The following is a 17,210-nucleotide window of genomic DNA, read 5'->3' as shown; positions in this document are numbered from 1 at the left end:
CGCCTAGAGGCTCGGGTCATAAGTCGGTCCAGCTATGTAGCAAAGAACGCTGCTCCGCTGGCCCGTCTTATGCCTGTCGCCTCTGACCAGGCGCTTCCACTTTTCTTGAGAGGAGGTGACAAATTTGTCAACAGTACTTGAACGTGTAACTAAAGTAATTGTCGACCGCCTTGGCGTCGATGAAAGTGAAGTTAAAATGGAAGCTTCTTTCCGTGATGATCTAGGCGCCGATTCATTGGACGTCGTAGAATTAGTAATGGAATTAGAAGATGAGTTCGAAATGGAAATTTCCGATGATGAAGCTGAAAAGATTGCAACTGTCGGTGACGCAGTTTCGCATATCGAAACGAAAGTGAACTAATTGCTATTCTGATTGAGACTCTTTCATCCTTTCTACTTGAAAGGATTGAAAGCGTCTCTTTTCGGGTTTATAGCAAACTTTTTTTGCACTGTGGCGTTGAAAAGGGTAAAATTATAAACATTATGTACCGAAAGGCAGAATCGATGATGACCCATACAAACAACTTCAAAGGAAAAAAAACAATTGCGCTTTTACCCGTAGCGATTCGAAACAAATTCGATGACTTACAAAATGAATTGGACGTCCATTTCAAAAACAAATCACTACTGTATAATGCATTTACACATTCATCTTATGTGAATGAGCATCGGAGAAAAAATTTCACGGATAATGAGAGATTGGAATTTTTAGGTGACGCGGTTCTTGAGTTAGGTGTGTCCCGATTCCTTTATTCGACAGAGCCTAATATGACTGAAGGGGAACTTACGAAACTAAGGGCTGCGATTGTTTGCGAACCGTCCCTTGTGAAGTTTTCTAACGAACTTGGGTTAGGTCGCTTTATCCTGCTTGGGAAAGGGGAGGAGCAGACGGGTGGACGAATGCGCCCTGCATTACTCGCTGACGTATTTGAGGCGTTTATAGGCGCTCTGTACATAGATCAAGGGATGGAGGCGGTTATCCCATTCCTTGAAAAAGTCGTCTTCCCTAAAATTAGTGTCGGTGCTTTTTCGCATGTGATGGATTATAAAAGCCGTCTTCAGGAAATCGTTCAACAGACGAATAATGGTCAATTGCAGTATGAAATCGTTGAAGAGAAAGGTCCTGCTCATGCGAAAAGTTTCGTAACTGTCGTGCGACTTGGCGATGAACAACTTGGAACTGGTCTCGGTAAATCAAAAAAAGAGGCCGAGCAAGAAGCAGCCCGCCATGCAATTCAAGATTTAAAGAGTCGGCAGGCTGAAGGAGAGAATTAATCGTGTTTTTGAAAAGACTTGAAATTATGGGATTCAAATCATTCGCTGAACGGATTGCGATTGATTTTGTCCCTGGTGTTACAGCTGTAGTTGGTCCAAATGGAAGTGGAAAAAGTAATATTACAGATGCTATTCGTTGGGTTCTTGGCGAACAATCGGCGAAATCGCTCCGTGGTTCTAAAATGGAAGATGTCATCTTTGCGGGGAGTGATTCACGTAAATCACTTAATTTTGCAGAGGTGACGCTTATTCTTGATAATAGTAAAGGTCTTTTTCCACTCGACTATACGGAAGTAAGTGTCAGCAGGCGCGTTTTCCGATCAGGGGAGAGCGCTTATCTATTAAACGGCCAACAGTGCCGGCTGAAAGATATCAATGATGTGTTCATGGATTCTGGACTTGGGAAAGAAGCATTTTCAATGATTTCTCAAGGGCGCGTAGATGAAATTTTAAATAGCCGCCCTGAAGACAGACGAAGCATTTTTGACGAAGCGGCGGGAGTTCTGAAGTACAGAACGAGGAAAAAGAAAGCGGAGCACAAATTATTTGAGACGGAAGACAATCTTGACCGTGTGCTTGATATTTTAAAAGAGCTTGAATCGAGAATTGAGCCGTTACGGAATAGTGCAGAAGCTGCTAAAAAACATAAAGTGCTTTCGGAAGAGACGCGTGAAGCGGATGTGTCTCTGCTGACCTTTGACGCGGGAAATCTCCGCAATGAAATTTTGAAAAGATCGCAAGAAGCCGAAAAGTTTCAGGAGAAGAAGATTTTACTTGAGGCTGAATCAAGGAAAGCTGAAGAAGCGTCCGAATTTGCGAAGAAAGAACTTGCGAAAATGGACGAACAATTGGATGCGTTACAAAAAAAACTTGTAGTCACAAGTGCAGAGACAGAAAAGTGGGAAGGAAGACGTCTTTTATCACTTGAAAAACGTCGCAATGCTGACCAGTTAATTGAAAGGTCTCGATTTGAACTTGCTAATACCGAAACTGAGTTGGCAACACTTTCAGAAAAACTTGGTGCGGCCCGTGAAAAGCAGCAACAGTCAGAAATAGAATACGAAAAAACAAAAGTTGAGATGGATGGTATTTCTCACATACTGAAACGCTCTGTCAAAGAGACGGAAAAAGAAATAGATGAATTGAAATCAGCTTATATTGACAGGTTGAACGAGGAAGCGACGATCCGCAACGACTTGAAGCACGCGGAAGAGCGTCTTCAAGGGGAGCAGTCTTCATCCGAAAAAATTATACTTCAGACATCTATTTTGCAGGAACGCTATGAAAAACTTACACAGGAAAAATCTGTGAAAGCGAATTCGTTGACTGTCTTGAAACGGAAATTGAAGGAATCGGATTCGGCCTATCGTGAATTGTCAAAGGCGTTGCGTAAGACTGAAGATGAACTCGCTTCACAGCAGGAACTCATGCAAAAGGCACTTAACAAGCAACATGAAATGCATGGTAGAGTTCGTGCACTTGAAAGTATGGAAGCGGATTTCTCAGGTTTCTATTCAGGTGTAAAAGAGATTCTTGTTGCGAAAAAGTCAGGAAAACTAGCCGGAATTGACGGTGCAGTCGCAGAACTTATTTCCGTTGAAAAAGAGTATATAAAAGCGGTGGAAACAGCGCTTGGCGGTGCGATGCAACATATTGTGACGGCAACTGAACCGGAAGCGAGAAAAGCAATCGGCTACTTAAAAGCGAAGAACGCTGGAAGGGCAACATTCCTGCCGAGAGATGTGATGAAATCCCGGAAAATTCAACCAGCAGCATTGCGCTCGGTTGAACTGCATCCCGAATACATCGGAACTGCCGATCGTCTTGTACAGACTGATGCTACATATGCACTTATCACTGAAAACTTACTTGGTAATACGATTGTCGCAAAAACGCTCGTAGGGGCATCCGCCATTGCGGGGATACTCGGCTATCGTTTCCGTGTCGTGACGCTTGACGGGGATGTTGTGAATGCTGGTGGTTCACTTACAGGTGGTGGAGTCAAAGGACAGGCATCCGTCTTCACAAGAAAAGCTGAACTCGAAACGTTACAGCTGCAACTAACTCGTATGGCTGATTCAATTGAGTCCGCTACTAAGAAAATAGGCGACACGAAAATGGGCGTTGCCAAGCAGATATACGAAGTAGATCAGTTACGTAAACTAACGGACAGTCTGCAAATTGAAATTGCAGCAGCGGAATCTGGCATTCGTGAAACTGACATCGCCATTAAGTCGGTGGAATCAGAGATAGCATCGACTGAGATGGGAAGACGCGGTGTCGAGAATACTGGATCGGAATTGTTAGAAAAGAAAGCAGCATTACATCAAAATCATAAACGCGTGAAAAGTGAGCTAGAAGCAATTCAATCCAAAGTGGAGTCGCTTGAACGTCTAGCTACTAATAGGAGGAACGAAGAGGCTACATTAACAAGTCGATACAATGAGCTTCGAGAGTGCATAGCTGTTTTGCGTGAACAGAAAGCACATCTGCAAGTGACAATCGACGAAATGGAAGATGCTTCTGCTCAAGCCAAGGTTAAATTGACTGCCTTGCGTGATGAAATGCAGTATTTCACTGGTAATGAAAATGGTGGAGAGTTGAGCGCGGAACAAATCGCAATGGAGATTGAAAGGGCATCTGCTGACAAGAAATTAATCGAGAAATCGATTATGACAGACAGGGAAATCCGCACAAAGCTTGCAAATTTACTTGAAGAGAAAAGTGCAACGCTTCAAAAACTTCGAGCTAGTACGGGAGAAACAATCTCTGCATTGAATGCGGTCTCTATCGTGCTATCACGTCTCGAAGTGAAATATGAAGCGGTCACGCAGCAGCTTCTAACTGAATATGGATTGTTTGCGGATGGAATTATTGCGGACGATTTTGATGAAGTGAAGACCAGAGAAAAAGTTGAATCTTTAAAACGTCAACTGGCAGTTTTGGGACCCGTTAATCCCGGAGCTATTGTGGAGTTTGAAGAAGTATCTGAACGTCATCTCTTTTTGGATGAACAGCGTAATGATTTATTAAAAGCGAAAACGACACTTCACGAAGCGATGAGTGAGATGGACGCTGAAATGACAACGCGTTTTTTGACGACATTCAATGCTGTCCAGAACCGCTTCCGACATGTGTTTAAGGAAATGTTTGGGGGCGGTGAGGCGGATTTGATACTTACGCAACCTGACAATTTACTTGAAACTGGTGTGGAAATTGTCGCACGTCCGCCAGGGAAAAAGCTGCAAAGTTTAAGCCTTTTATCAGGTGGAGAACGTGCGTTAACTGCGATTTCGTTGTTATTTTCAATCATCGAAGTACGACCAGTACCTTTTTGTATTCTTGATGAAGTCGAAGCCGCGCTCGACGAAGCGAATGTCATACGCTACAGTAAATACCTGAAGAAGTTTTCGGAGAAGACACAATTCATCGTTATTACACATCGGAAGGGTACGATGGAAGGTGCGGATGTGCTCTATGGAATCACGATGCAGGAATCAGGCGTGTCCAGGGTTATTTCGGTTAAAATTTCCGAGGTGCCGGAAGAAGCAATCATGTAAAGGAGTGACTATAATTGTCTTTTTTTAAGAAACTCAAGGAAAAAATCACGGGTACAAACGAAGCAGTAACAGAGAAATTTAAAGATGGTTTATCAAAAACGCGAGATCAGTTCACATCCAAAGTGAATGATCTTGTTGCGCGTTTCAGAGTAATTGACGAAGAATTCTTTGAGGAATTGGAAGAGCTACTGTTACAGGCCGATGTCGGTTTTGAAACAGTCATGGAGCTCATCGATTTACTTAAAGTTGAAGTACAGCGAAAAAATATTAAAGATACAGCGGGCATTCAATCAGTTATTTCTGAAAAACTGGTTGAAATCTACCAAGCTGGCGAAGAACTCGACAACGAACTGCATATTCAAGAAGACGGTCTAACTGTTATCTTAATGGTAGGCGTTAATGGGGTTGGAAAAACGACGACAATTGGGAAGTTGGCAGCGCGACTTATGGCAGAAGGCAAGACGGTTATGCTTGCGGCCGGCGACACATTCCGTGCTGGTGCTATCGATCAACTTGTCGTCTGGGGTGAACGTGCTGGAGTAGAAGTAATCCGTCAATCGGAAGGGTCTGACCCTGCTGCAGTCATGTACGACGCAATCCGTGCTGCAAAAAACCGCAAAGTGGACGTTCTTATTTGTGATACCGCGGGAAGGCTTCAAAATAAAGTGAATCTGATGAATGAACTTCAAAAAGTGCACCGGGTTATCAGTAAAGAAGTAGAAGGCGCACCGCATGAAGTGCTCTTAGCGCTCGATGCAACAACGGGGCAAAACGCATTGATCCAAGCGGAGACATTCAAAGAAGCGACGAATGTTACAGGTATCGTCTTGACGAAGCTTGATGGCACAGCAAAAGGCGGCATCGTACTTGCTATTAGGAAAAAGTTAAATATCCCAGTTAAATTCGTTGGACTCGGTGAAGGTGTGGATGATCTACAACCGTTTGATCCAGAAAAGTATGTCTACGGCCTATTTGCGGATGGACTTGAACAAGAAGATAATGTCTAGGCGTTTGCGCTTTTCGACACAGACAAGTAAAATGGCTTGACAGTACGAGGTTGTCATACTATGATGACTTAGGAAGAACATAGCGGGGAGGCAAAGCGTATGACGCTTGCAAAAACGACACGCATTAACTTCCTCTTTGATTTTTATCAGTCACTTTTGACTGATAAACAAAGACTTTATATGCAACTTTACTATTTAGAAGATCTTTCACTCGGTGAGATTGCTGGTGAATACGGCGTATCGCGTCAGGCTGTCTATGACAATGTTCGCCGGACGGAAGCGATGCTCGAAGATTATGAAATGAAGTTGAATTTATTTTCAGAATTCCAGAAGCGAGCAGAAATTGTAGATTATCTTGAGCAGCTCATAACCGATACAGATAAAAAATCGGAAACAATCAAAGAATTGTTAAGTGCGTTAAGAAATCATGAGTAGGAGGCTCTGTGCATGGCATTTGAAGGATTAGCCCAGCGCCTGCAAGGGACGCTACAGAAAATTAGGGGCAAAGGTAAGATTGACGAAGCTGATGTCAAGGAAATGATGCGTGAAGTACGTTTTGCGCTTATTGAAGCCGATGTTAACTTGAAAGTTGTCAAAGAGTTTGTCAAAACAGTAAGTGAACGTGCAGTCGGACATGACGTCATGAAGAGTCTAACTCCCGGTCAACAGGTTGTTAAAATTGTTAAAGATGAACTAACGAATCTGATGGGCGGCGAGCAGAACCCAATCCAGTTTTCACGAAAATCACCTACTGTCATTATGATGGTCGGTCTGCAAGGTGCGGGTAAAACGACAACCACGGGGAAACTGGCAAGCGTACTTCGCAAACGGCACAATAAAAAGCCGCTACTTGTCGCGGCAGACGTTTACAGACCCGCTGCGATTCAGCAGTTGGAAACACTCGGTAAGCAATTGACAATGCCTGTGTTCGCACTGGGAACTGACATTTCACCTGTTGAAATTGTACGCCAGGCGCTTGCAGAGGCGGAGAAAGAACATCATGATGTCGTTATCATTGATACAGCTGGAAGGCTACATGTTGACGAAGTACTGATGCAGGAACTGAAGGATATTCGGGACCTTAGTACACCGGACGAAGTATTCCTTGTCGTTGATGCAATGACTGGGCAGGATGCTGTAAATGTCGCTAAAAGTTTCGATGATACTGTCGGAATAACAGGCGTTATCCTGACTAAACTTGACGGGGATACTCGAGGCGGAGCGGCGCTTTCTATCCGAGCTGTTACAGACAAACCGATTAAGTTTGTCGGGATGGGTGAGAAGATGGATGCACTGGAACCGTTTCATCCGGAACGTATGGCATCCCGAATTCTTGGTATGGGCGATGTCATGTCTCTTATTGAAAAAGCACAGGAGAATGTCGATGAAGAGAAGTCGAAGGAACTTGAAGAGAAGTTCCGGACGCAATCATTTACGCTCGATGACTTCCTTGATCAGCTTCAGCAAGTCAAGAAGATGGGGCCACTCGACGAAATTTTGAAAATGATGCCCGGTGCCAATAAAATCAAAGGTCTCGAAAATGCTAAAGTTGACGAAGGCCAAATGGGACGCGTTGAAGCGGTAATCCAATCGATGACTACGGCGGAGCGCAATACACCTGAGATCATCAATGCAAATCGTCGCAAGCGAATTGCAAAAGGGTCAGGAACAACCATTCAAGATGTCAATCGGCTATTAAAGCAATTCGAAGACATGAAAAAAATGGTTAAACAAATGACCGGCATGCAACAAAAAGGTAAAAAGAAGATGAAAATGCCTGGATTGGATTCGTTTTTTAAATAAAATCCTGGATTTTCGAAAGAAATTCAAGGTGTTAAGAAAAAACACTTTACAAACAACAGAAAGCTTGATAATATACTATCTTGTGTGAAACTATTCGGAGGTGCAAGTAAAAATGTCAGTAAAAATTCGTCTTAAACGTATGGGAGCAAAGAAAACTCCTTTCTATCGTATTGTAGTAGCAGATTCACGTTCACCACGTGATGGTCGTCAAATCGAAACGGTTGGTACTTACAACCCGCTTACAAAACCAGCTGAAGTAAAAATCAATGAAGAGCTAGCTCTTAAATGGCTTCAAGAGGGTGCGAAACCATCTGATACTGTCCGTAACCTGTTTTCCGACAAAGGCATCATGGAAAAATACCATAACGCTAAACTCGGTAAGTAATCAGGAGGGGTGTACATGAAGCAGCTGATTGAGACAATCGTTAAACCGTTAGTCGATTATCCAGAGGATGTTCGGATTGCAATGGATGAACATGATAATCGTGTCATCTATAAATTATCCGTAAATCCCGAAGATATGGGAAAAGTTATCGGAAAGCAGGGACGTGTTGCGAAAGCGATACGCACCATTGTTTATTCAGCAGCAGGCAGTCACCACGGCAAGAAGGTTTATATCGATATTATAGATTGATACAGAAAAGGAGGGAGCCTATGTTCCTTCCTTTTTTGTCTATTTAAGTTGAACACATGAATGCTTATATTAACTGAGCGTAGGCGCCTCAATGGGGTAGCCGTAGCCATTAGCCTGGTAGCGAAGCTGCTTGGCTTATGGCGGGAGGCATCCCCGAGCGCCGTAGCGGATTCAATGGAATTCTTTATTTCGGCATATATAAGTTATTATTATTTAAAATAAAGGAAGGTGTGATTTTTATGCAATGGTTTAACGTTGGTACAATTGTTAATACGCACGGTATCCGTGGAGAAGTCCGCGTTATCTCGCGTACTCATTTCCCGGAAGAACGCTATACGGTCGGAAACAAGCTTGCCTTGTTCATGCCGGACAGCAAGACACCTATTTACTTAACTGTAGCAAGTCATCGTCAGCACAAGACCTTTGACTTGTTAACATTTGAAAATCATCCAAATCTTAACGATGTTGAAAAGTATCGCAACGGTATTTTCATGATACCGGAAAACCAACTTGGCGATTTGGACGAAAACGAATTCTACTACCACGAAATCGTTGGTTGTACAGTGTTCACGACTGAAGGTATCGAACTAGGTGAAGTGACTGAAATTCTTGAAACCGGTGCGAATGATGTGTGGACGGTAACGCCTGAAAAAGGTAAGCCTCACTACATTCCTTATATCGAAGACATCGTTAAAGAAGTCGATATAGCTGGTAAGAAAATCATCATTGATCCGATGGAAGGACTTCTTTCATGATGAAAATCGATGTCCTTTCACTGTTTCCGGAAATGTTCGGAGGTGTTCTTCATTCCTCGATCATGAAAAAGGCGCAGGCGAACGGTGCAGTCACATTTGGTGTCACCGATTTTCGTGATTATTCTACAAGCAAGCATCGTAAAGTTGACGATTATCCTTATGGCGGAGGCGCGGGTATGGTCCTTAAACCTGAACCGCTCTTTGCAGCAGTCGAAGCTATATCTGAAGGGCTTGAAAAACCACCGCGTGTCATTCTGATGTGTCCTCAGGGAGAAACATTTACACAGAAGAAAGCGGAAGAGCTTTCTTCTGAAGAACATGTCGTGTTCATATGCGGCCATTATGAGGGCTATGACGAGCGTATACGCCAGTATCTTGTCACGGACGAGTTATCCATTGGCGACTTCGTCCTAACGGGTGGAGAGATCGCTGCAATGGCTGTGATTGACAGTGTGGTCCGGCTGTTGCCGAATGTCCTTGGCAATGCTGATTCACCTGTGCTCGATTCATTTTCGACAGGATTGCTTGAACATCCGCAATACACACGCCCATCTAATTTTAATGGGATGGAAGTACCGGATGTATTGTTATCCGGCAATCATGCAGAAATCGATAAATGGCGTGAACAGCAGTCATTGCTCCGGACGTTCGAACGCAGAAAAGATTTGCTGAAAGATGCACCGCTTACTGAGCATCAACGCAAGTTCCTTCATCAATTAAAGCGAGAAAACAAATAAGTAGATGACCTTGCAACGACTTGTGATTTGTGGTACTATCTACTATGTGCTTCTATGTAAGTACATACTGACAGATGTTCCGCTGCAAAGGCAAGAAGTGTAAGAGCACCTGAGGATAGGGAGAGATTAACTATGCAACAAATTATTGCAGCAATCACAAAAGATCAGCTTCGTTCTGATCATCCAGCTTTCCGTGCAGGAGATACAGTTCGTTTGCACGTGAAAATCGTAGAGGGAACGCGCGAGCGTATTCAGCTATTTGAAGGAATTGTTATATCACGTCGTGGAGGCGGAATCAGTGAATCATTCACGGTTCGTAAAATCTCCAACGGTGTAGGTGTTGAGCGTACATTCCCTGTACACACACCAAAAATCACACTACTTGAAGTAATTCGTCGTGGTAAAGTACGTCGTGCGAAATTGTACTACCTTCGCAGTCTGCGCGGAAAAGCTGCACGTATCAAAGAACTTCGATAAAAAATGCAGGAGGCCCACAAACGGCCTCCTTTCTTTTTGCCTCAAAAATAAATAGACTGTACAATAAGAACAGTAGTAAGCAGGAGGCCTTGCCAATGAATGATGAAAAGAAGAAGAAAAACGAAACATGGGAATGGGTCAAGGCGCTTTTAATCGCATTCGGCCTTGCAGCAATCATCCGAGTTTTCCTCTTTACACCGATCGTTGTCGATGGTGTTTCGATGATGCCAACACTTGAGAATGGCGATCGAATGATTGTTAATAAAATTGGTTATACAATTGGAGAACCAAAACGGTTTGATGTCGTTGTGTTTCATGCACCTGAAGAGAAAGATTACATAAAAAGGGTAATTGGACTTCCTGGCGACGAAGTAGAATACCGGGATGACGTTTTATACGTCAATGGAAAACCGTTCGAAGAGCCTTATCTCGATCAATACAAATCGGAAGTGGCAGACAGTCCGCTGACTGAAGATTTCACACTTGAAGAGAAAATCCAAAGCACGACAGTCCCGGCAGATCATGTGTTTGTCATGGGGGATAACAGAAGAAAGAGTAAAGACTCCAGGCATATTGGAGCTGTTGCCATCGATGAAATCATTGGTAGTACAAAAGTCGTTTTCTGGCCGATTAAAGATTTTGGAATTATTAACTGACGGGAGGAACTAACAACATGACAATTCAATGGTTTCCCGGACATATGGCGAAAGCTCGCCGAGAAGTAACCGAAAAACTGAAGCTTGTTGACATCGTTTTTGAATTAATCGATGCTAGGCTTCCGCTATCTTCTAGAAATCCGATGATTGACGAAGTCATTCATCAAAAACCAAGACTTCTTATACTGAACAAGATGGACCTTGCGGATGAAACGGAAACAGCGCGCTGGATCCGTTATTTTGAAGCGCAAGGAATGCGTGCAGTTGCCATCAATTCATTTGAAGGTAGAGGGCTTCAGACTGTTATAAAAGCTGCGAAAGAGATTTTGGAGCCGAAGTTGGAAAGAATGCGTTCAAGAGGCATTCGTCCGGGCGCCATGCGTGCGATGATAGTGGGGATTCCAAACGTTGGGAAATCGACACTTATTAACAGACTTGCCAAGAAAAATATTGCGAAAACAGGTAATACGCCTGGCGTTACAAAAGCTCAACAGTGGATTAAATATGAAAAAGAGCTTGAACTTTTAGATACGCCAGGTATTCTGTGGCCTAAATTCGAGGATAAAGAAGTTGGCTTTAAGCTTGCACTGACAGGCGCTATTAAGGATAAAATTGTAAATATGGAAGACTTGGCAGTGTATGGCCTTCGTTTCCTCGAGGCGAATTATCCAGCTCGGCTGACAGACAGATATGGATTAACAACCGTCGGCGACGAAATCCTTCCGATTTTTGAAAAGATTGGTTCACTTCGTAAAGTGTATGCTGTCGGTGGAGAAGTCGATTATGACAAAGTGGCAGAGTTGGTTGTCCGTGATATTCGTAATGAATACCTTGGTAAACTGACATTTGACTTCACATCACAACAATCACAAAATGACTAGGCCGATGCCGGCACGGAATTAATTCCGCGGCAATCGGCCTTTTCTTTTATGGGAGTCGAAAAGTGACAAAGATAGCCGATATACTAATAAAGAGATGGATCGATAAGTCGACTGTTACTGGAGAGTGATCAGATTGAAAACGATAAAGGAAATTACGGAACGGCTGACACATGTTAAAGAACCGGAGTCTTGGATGGAAGTGCTGGAGCAGGATTCAAGAACAGGCGTGCAAAATGCACTTAGTCGCTGGAAGCGCCAGTATGAAAAGCGGAAAGCCATAGAACATAATCATATGCTGAAAGAAGCGTTTGATAGGTCGTATGCGCCGTTTGAAGGTGCGTTGATCGCTGGGGTGGATGAGGCGGGGAGAGGACCGTTAGCGGGTCCTGTGGTCACCGCAGCGGTTATTCTGCCACGCGAAACACCGGAACTTATTGGACTGGATGATTCAAAGGCTATATCAAAGGCAGAACGAGAACGGCTTGCGGAACAGATAAAAAGCGTCGCTATCGCTTATTCAGCGCATATCCAATCAGCCCATATGATTGATGATATGAATATTTACGCCGCAACAAGGGATTCGATGGAACAGGCGGTAGAGGGACTTACTGTCAATCCTGATTTCGTAATCGTGGATGCCATGAAACTCGCTGTAAACTGTCCTACAGAATCAGTCATTAAAGGTGATGCGTTGAGTTTAGCTGTGGCGGCTGCATCGATTATTGCAAAAACAACGAGAGATGCCATTATGGATAATTTACATAACGACTTTCCTATGTATAATTTCAAGAAAAACGCGGGATATGGGACTGGGGAACATGTTCTAGCGCTTCAAAAACATGGACCGTGTGAACATCACCGTACAACTTTCGAACCTGTTAAATCAATGTTGGACGGAGGGAGGAAGAACCGATGAATTTTCCTGCTGCGGCAGTATCGGCAAGTCAGGCGGCGGGCGCAGTCCCAAATAGGCCGCTTGTCTTGAATGAAGGTCAAATGGTCCATGGGCAGATTAAGCAGCTTTATCCCGGCCAAATGGCTGAAGTCCAAATTGGTGGACAAAAGGTATTCGCTAAATTGGAAATTCCGATGAGAGCGGGTGACTCCTACTACTTTCAAGTAAATGCAGTTAAGCCAGAATTGCAGCTGAAGATCATTTCAGGCCCCCTTCAAGCTACAGAAGGGCAGGCGCGCCAACTCGGCGGATTAATGGATGCAATGCAATTGCCAAAGACGCCAGAAATGCAAGCATTGTTGGCGTTCGTCATGAAGAATAAAATTCCGATGACGCGGGATAGTTTGCTGGAGGCGGAAACGTTATTAAAAGGCGTACCGACAGCCGCGCGCAATGAAGCACTCGCGTCACTTCAGAAGATGATTGAGCTGAAATTGCCGCTTACTGAGAATATCTTTCGGTCACTTTTAGGAGTCGAAACAAAAGAAGGGTTGCATAGTGTTTTGACTTCGTTGCGAAATGCGTTGGCCCTGGATAACACGGTTACGTCGCAGGTCAAAGATGCGATTTTATCTGCGCTAGAGAAGATGGCCAAGCCGTTTGCCCAGGCGACAGGAGGAGCGCTACTAGGTCAATCTATCCTCACGTTATTGGATCGTTCCGCGCCTGGAGAAGACCGTTTTGCTACCCTGCAAATGTTGAAAAGTGCAGGTGTTTTACCGGAACGGACATCTCTTGCAAACTTGCCGCAAGTGCTCGCTTCATTGATTTCAGGAGAAGGCGTTGCACGACCAAGTAATGCCTTAACTGCATCGCAATCAGTCCTGGCAGGACCGCAGGACGTTCCCGTCACAACTATGAATAGACAGGCTGCCATTCAGCCTCAAGCGCCTTTAGCGTCAACACCGATTGTGCAGCAGGTGCTGACAATGCTCAAGCAGATTGGAGAAGCTCCGCCAGCTCAACAGAAAGTCCCGTTGGAAAACTTGAAAACGTTAATTTCATCCGATCCGGGGACAAATGCACAGCAGAAAACGGTGCTCACGGCAATGATTGATCGTGCAGTAAATGCACAACCAATTGCACAATCGCCAACGAAGTTTGTTCAGGAATTCAGTCAGGCATATACGCGGATAACGGCAGAAAATGCAGCCGTAACCCCTTTCCAAACTAGTACCTTAGCGGAGGGGCATAAAGAACAATTACTCACCCTACTCGGTCAGCAAGGGACTGAGAAGTTAGCGGTACTACTGCAAAGGGCGGAACGATCTGATAACCCAGCTATCCAGAAAACGGTGCAGGCAGCAGAAGTCGCCGTTGCTTCGATGATTGATGGAAAAGCGTTGAAAGATGCGCTACAAACGGTCATACGTTCATTCGGGCTCAATTATGAGGCGGGGTTACTCGGAAAAGAACCTGATTTCGGACGTCTTGCGGAAATGTTGAAACCGCAGCTACTGGCTCTGATGCATGATCCATCTGTCTCGGTGGCTCTCCGTGATGCTGCAGAAACAGTCGTCACGAGGATGAATGGGCAGTTACTCCAGTCGGGGGAAAACGGTGTGCAACATCAACTGATTATGCAAGTTCCACTTGAGTTTTTTGGCAAGCGTATCGATGCGACATTGCAGTGGAATGGACAAATGCAAAAAGATGGAAAAATAGATGCTGACTATGCACGAATTCTTTTTTATCTCGAACTCGACTCTATTAACAAGACGATTATCGATATGCAAGTCCAGAATAGGGTCGTAATGGTGACCGTCTTTAATGCAGACGAGACGCTTAAGTCGATTGGAGGAGGGCCTCTTCAGGAGAGATTGAAAGAGGGACTCGATTCGACGGGCTATAAATTGTCAGGGGTATTCTTTAAGAATTTTATCGAGGAAGAAAAAAACACGCAGAAACAGAAGAAAACAATGAAAATTGGTGGGCAAGGAGTTGACTTCCGCATATGACAGAAGAACGTCATACTCGAAAAGAGGCGGTCGCCCTTTCGTATGAACCGTTTTCGGCAGGTGCTCCAAAAGTAGTCGCGAAAGGGAAAGGGAAAATCGCCGAAAATATATTGGAAAAAGCAAAGGCGAATAATATTCCCATTCAGGAAGATCCAAGCCTCGTTGAAATTTTAGGGCAACTAAACGTTAACGAATCAATTCCAGAGGAATTGTACAAAGCGGTATCCGAAGTATTTGCCTACATTTATCAGATTGACCGCGAACATGGAGCAAAACGAAAAATGAAAGTTTGAAATAGATTCGACAAATTTCTACATTTGGAATTCAATTGTGGACATTGTTTGACATGTTTACTACAATGGATAAGGCAGTAAATTAAATAGCTTAGAAGTACGAATGGAGGATGTAAGATGAATATCCATGAATATCAAGGCAAACAGCTACTAAGAGAATATGGTGTAGCAGTTTCTAACGGTCTTGTTGCTTTCTCTCCTGAGGAAGCAGTAAAAGCTGCAAAGGAACTAGGTACAGACATTATCGTAGTTAAAGCACAAATCCACGCGGGTGGACGTGGGAAAGCGGGCGGCGTTAAGATTGCAAAAAATCTTGATGAAGTTCGTGCTTATGCTAAAGAATTGATTGGTAAGACACTTGTGACTCACCAAACAGGCCCAGAAGGTAAAGAGATCAAACGTCTTCTTATCGAAGAAGGTTCTGATATCAAAAAAGAATACTATCTTGGACTTGTCCTTGACAGTGCAACAGACCGTGTAACACTTATGGGTTCTGAAGAAGGCGGAATGGACATCGAGGAAGTTGCGGAAGCAACACCTGAAAAGATTTTCAAAGAAGTCATCGACCCAGTTGCTGGTTTGACTGGATTCCAAGCACGCCGCATGGCATATAACATGAACATCCCTACGCACCTTGTAAACAAAGCAGCGAAATTCATGCTTGGACTTTACCAAGTGTTCGTAGAAAAAGACGCATCTATTGTTGAAATCAACCCACTAGTTGTAACAGCTGGTGACGATGTACTCGCTCTTGACGCGAAATTCAACTTTGATGACAGTGCACTATACCGTCATAAAGATATCCAAGCACTTCGCGACTATGATGAAGAAGATCCAAAAGAAATCGAAGCTTCAAAATTTGACCTAAGCTATATTTCTCTTGACGGAAACGTTGGTTGTATGGTAAACGGTGCAGGTCTGGCAATGGCTACAATGGATACGATTAACTACTTCGGTGGTTCACCTGCTAACTTCCTTGACGTTGGTGGTAGTGCAACGGCTGAAAAAGTTACAGAAGCGTTCAAAATCATCCTTTCTGATCCAAATGTCAAAGGGATTTTCGTCAACATTTTCGGTGGTATTATGAAGTGTGACGTTATTGCTGAAGGTGTTATTGCAGCATCTAAAGAAGTAGGTCTACAAGTACCACTTGTTGTTCGTTTAGAAGGTACAAACGTCGACTTAGGTAAAGCACTTTTGAATGAATCAGGTTTGAACATCATCGCTGCTGATACGATGGCAGACGGTGCTAAAAAGATTGTAGAACTAGTAGGTTAAGAAAGGCAGGGACAAACGATGAGTATTTTTATTAACAAAGATACAAAAGTTATCGTACAAGGAATTACAGGTGCTACAGCACTTTTCCATACAGAACAAATGCTAGAGTACGGAACGAAAATTGTTGGCGGAGTTACACCTGGTAAAGGTGGAACTGAAGCGGCGGGTGTTCCTGTTTTCAACACAGTTGAAGAAGCTGTAAAAGCAACAGGCGCAAACGTATCAGTTATTTATGTTCCAGCTCCATTTGCTGCAGATGCAATCCTTGAAGCAGTAGAAGCAGAACTTGACATGACAATCTGTATTACAGAACATATCCCAGTACTTGATATGGTCAAAGTCAAGCGTTACATGGAAGGCAAGAAAACACGTCTTGTCGGTCCAAACTGTCCGGGTGTTATCACGGCAGACGAATGTAAAATCGGCATCATGCCTGGCTACATTAATACAAAAGGCCATGTAGGCGTTGTTTCACGTTCAGGTACACTGACGTATGAAGCAGTTCTTCAATTGACGAACGCTGGAATCGGACAGTCAACTTCTGTTGGTATCGGCGGAGACCCAGTTAATGGAACAAACTTCATCGATGTACTAAAAGAATTCAACGAAGATCCTGAGACATATGCAGTAGTTATGATCGGTGAAATCGGTGGAACTGGTGAAGAAGAAGCAGCTGCGTGGATTCAAGCGAACATGACGAAGCCTGTTGTTGGCTTTATCGGTGGTCAAACAGCTCCTGAAGGAAAACGTATGGGCCATGCTGGTGCCATCATTTCCGGCGGTAAAGGAACAGCTGCTGAGAAAATCAAAGCACTTAACGCTGCAGGCGTTGAAGTTGCGGACACGCCATCTGTTATCGGCGAAACATTAATTAAAGTAATTAAAGAAAAAGGTCTATACGAAAAGTGTAAAACACATTAATATGAAAGATGCAGCGTGCT

18 protein-coding genes are annotated in these 17,210 nt (G+C 43.8%); all 18 read left to right on the top strand.

Going from position 1 to position 17,210, the window contains the following annotated elements; all coding sequences use genetic code 11:
* Nucleotides 1–124: 124 nt before the first annotated feature.
* The 18 genes from MKY15_RS01065 (at nucleotide 125) to sucD (ending at nucleotide 17,190) form a co-directional block, all read left to right on the top strand.
* Nucleotides 125–361 (top strand): acyl carrier protein, encoded by a 237-nt coding sequence (locus MKY15_RS01065; protein WP_067211315.1) that lies wholly within the window; start codon nucleotides 125–127, stop codon nucleotides 359–361.
* Between the two features lie 146 nt (nucleotides 362–507).
* Nucleotides 508–1,275, top strand: coding sequence for a ribonuclease III (gene rnc, locus MKY15_RS01060; protein WP_067214016.1), 768 nt, complete (start codon nucleotides 508–510; stop codon nucleotides 1,273–1,275).
* 2 nt (nucleotides 1,276–1,277) lie between these two features.
* Complete coding sequence (smc, locus tag MKY15_RS01055) at nucleotides 1,278–4,835, top strand: chromosome segregation protein SMC (protein WP_342538752.1); 3,558 nt, start codon at nucleotides 1,278–1,280, stop codon at nucleotides 4,833–4,835.
* Between the two features lie 14 nt (nucleotides 4,836–4,849).
* Nucleotides 4,850–5,842, top strand: a complete 993-nt coding sequence (ftsY, locus tag MKY15_RS01050) for a signal recognition particle-docking protein FtsY (RefSeq protein ID WP_342538751.1) — start codon at nucleotides 4,850–4,852, stop codon at nucleotides 5,840–5,842.
* 99 nt (nucleotides 5,843–5,941) lie between these two features.
* The gene (locus MKY15_RS01045) at nucleotides 5,942–6,277 is read left to right on the top strand and encodes a putative DNA-binding protein (protein ID WP_067211307.1); all 336 of its coding nucleotides are present in this window, start codon (nucleotides 5,942–5,944) and stop codon (nucleotides 6,275–6,277) included.
* Nucleotides 6,278–6,289: 12 nt separating this feature from the next.
* Nucleotides 6,290–7,645 (top strand): signal recognition particle protein, encoded by a 1,356-nt coding sequence (gene ffh, locus MKY15_RS01040; RefSeq protein WP_067211304.1) that lies wholly within the window; start codon nucleotides 6,290–6,292, stop codon nucleotides 7,643–7,645.
* Nucleotides 7,646–7,757: 112 nt separating this feature from the next.
* On the top strand, nucleotides 7,758–8,030 hold the full coding sequence (gene rpsP, locus MKY15_RS01035; RefSeq protein WP_067211301.1) for a 30S ribosomal protein S16: 273 nt from the start codon (nucleotides 7,758–7,760) through the stop codon (nucleotides 8,028–8,030).
* Nucleotides 8,031–8,045: 15 nt separating this feature from the next.
* Nucleotides 8,046–8,279 carry a KH domain-containing protein gene (locus MKY15_RS01030; RefSeq protein ID WP_067211298.1) on the top strand — a complete coding sequence of 78 codons (234 nt, stop codon included), beginning with the start codon at nucleotides 8,046–8,048 and terminating at the stop codon, nucleotides 8,277–8,279.
* A gap of 239 nt (nucleotides 8,280–8,518) precedes the next feature.
* Nucleotides 8,519–9,034, top strand: a complete 516-nt coding sequence (gene rimM / locus MKY15_RS01025) for a ribosome maturation factor RimM (protein WP_067214014.1) — start codon at nucleotides 8,519–8,521, stop codon at nucleotides 9,032–9,034.
* Nucleotides 9,034–9,771: a tRNA (guanosine(37)-N1)-methyltransferase TrmD gene (gene trmD, locus MKY15_RS01020; RefSeq protein ID WP_342539810.1), complete on the top strand. Its 738-nt coding sequence runs from the start codon at nucleotides 9,034–9,036 to the stop codon at nucleotides 9,769–9,771. The genes rimM and trmD overlap by 1 nt, the downstream gene beginning before the upstream one ends.
* A gap of 132 nt (nucleotides 9,772–9,903) precedes the next feature.
* Complete coding sequence (gene rplS / locus MKY15_RS01015) at nucleotides 9,904–10,248, top strand: 50S ribosomal protein L19 (protein ID WP_067211295.1); 345 nt, start codon at nucleotides 9,904–9,906, stop codon at nucleotides 10,246–10,248.
* A 95-nt stretch (nucleotides 10,249–10,343) separates the two neighbouring features.
* Nucleotides 10,344–10,904, top strand: a complete 561-nt coding sequence (lepB, locus tag MKY15_RS01010; RefSeq protein ID WP_067211292.1) for a signal peptidase I — start codon at nucleotides 10,344–10,346, stop codon at nucleotides 10,902–10,904.
* A gap of 17 nt (nucleotides 10,905–10,921) precedes the next feature.
* Nucleotides 10,922–11,785: a ribosome biogenesis GTPase YlqF gene (ylqF, locus tag MKY15_RS01005; protein ID WP_338655849.1), complete on the top strand. Its 864-nt coding sequence runs from the start codon at nucleotides 10,922–10,924 to the stop codon at nucleotides 11,783–11,785.
* 124 nt (nucleotides 11,786–11,909) lie between these two features.
* Complete coding sequence (locus MKY15_RS01000) at nucleotides 11,910–12,701, top strand: ribonuclease HII (RefSeq protein ID WP_340740417.1); 792 nt, start codon at nucleotides 11,910–11,912, stop codon at nucleotides 12,699–12,701.
* Nucleotides 12,698–14,698, top strand: a complete 2,001-nt coding sequence (locus MKY15_RS00995) for a hypothetical protein (RefSeq protein ID WP_342538749.1) — start codon at nucleotides 12,698–12,700, stop codon at nucleotides 14,696–14,698. The genes MKY15_RS01000 and MKY15_RS00995 overlap by 4 nt, the downstream gene beginning before the upstream one ends.
* Nucleotides 14,695–14,991, top strand: a complete 297-nt coding sequence (locus MKY15_RS00990; RefSeq protein WP_067211281.1) for an EscU/YscU/HrcU family type III secretion system export apparatus switch protein — start codon at nucleotides 14,695–14,697, stop codon at nucleotides 14,989–14,991. The genes MKY15_RS00995 and MKY15_RS00990 overlap by 4 nt, the downstream gene beginning before the upstream one ends.
* Before the next feature lie 117 nt (nucleotides 14,992–15,108).
* Nucleotides 15,109–16,269: an ADP-forming succinate--CoA ligase subunit beta gene (gene sucC / locus MKY15_RS00985; protein ID WP_067211279.1), complete on the top strand. Its 1,161-nt coding sequence runs from the start codon at nucleotides 15,109–15,111 to the stop codon at nucleotides 16,267–16,269.
* An 18-nt stretch (nucleotides 16,270–16,287) separates the two neighbouring features.
* Nucleotides 16,288–17,190: a succinate--CoA ligase subunit alpha gene (sucD, locus tag MKY15_RS00980; protein ID WP_067211276.1), complete on the top strand. Its 903-nt coding sequence runs from the start codon at nucleotides 16,288–16,290 to the stop codon at nucleotides 17,188–17,190.
* Nucleotides 17,191–17,210 lie beyond the last annotated feature (20 nt).

Source organism: Sporosarcina sp. FSL K6-1540 (assembly GCF_038620285.1).
Classification (GTDB): domain Bacteria; phylum Bacillota; class Bacilli; order Bacillales_A; family Planococcaceae; genus Sporosarcina; species Sporosarcina psychrophila.
This window is presented reverse-complemented; position numbering and strand designations above follow the sequence as displayed.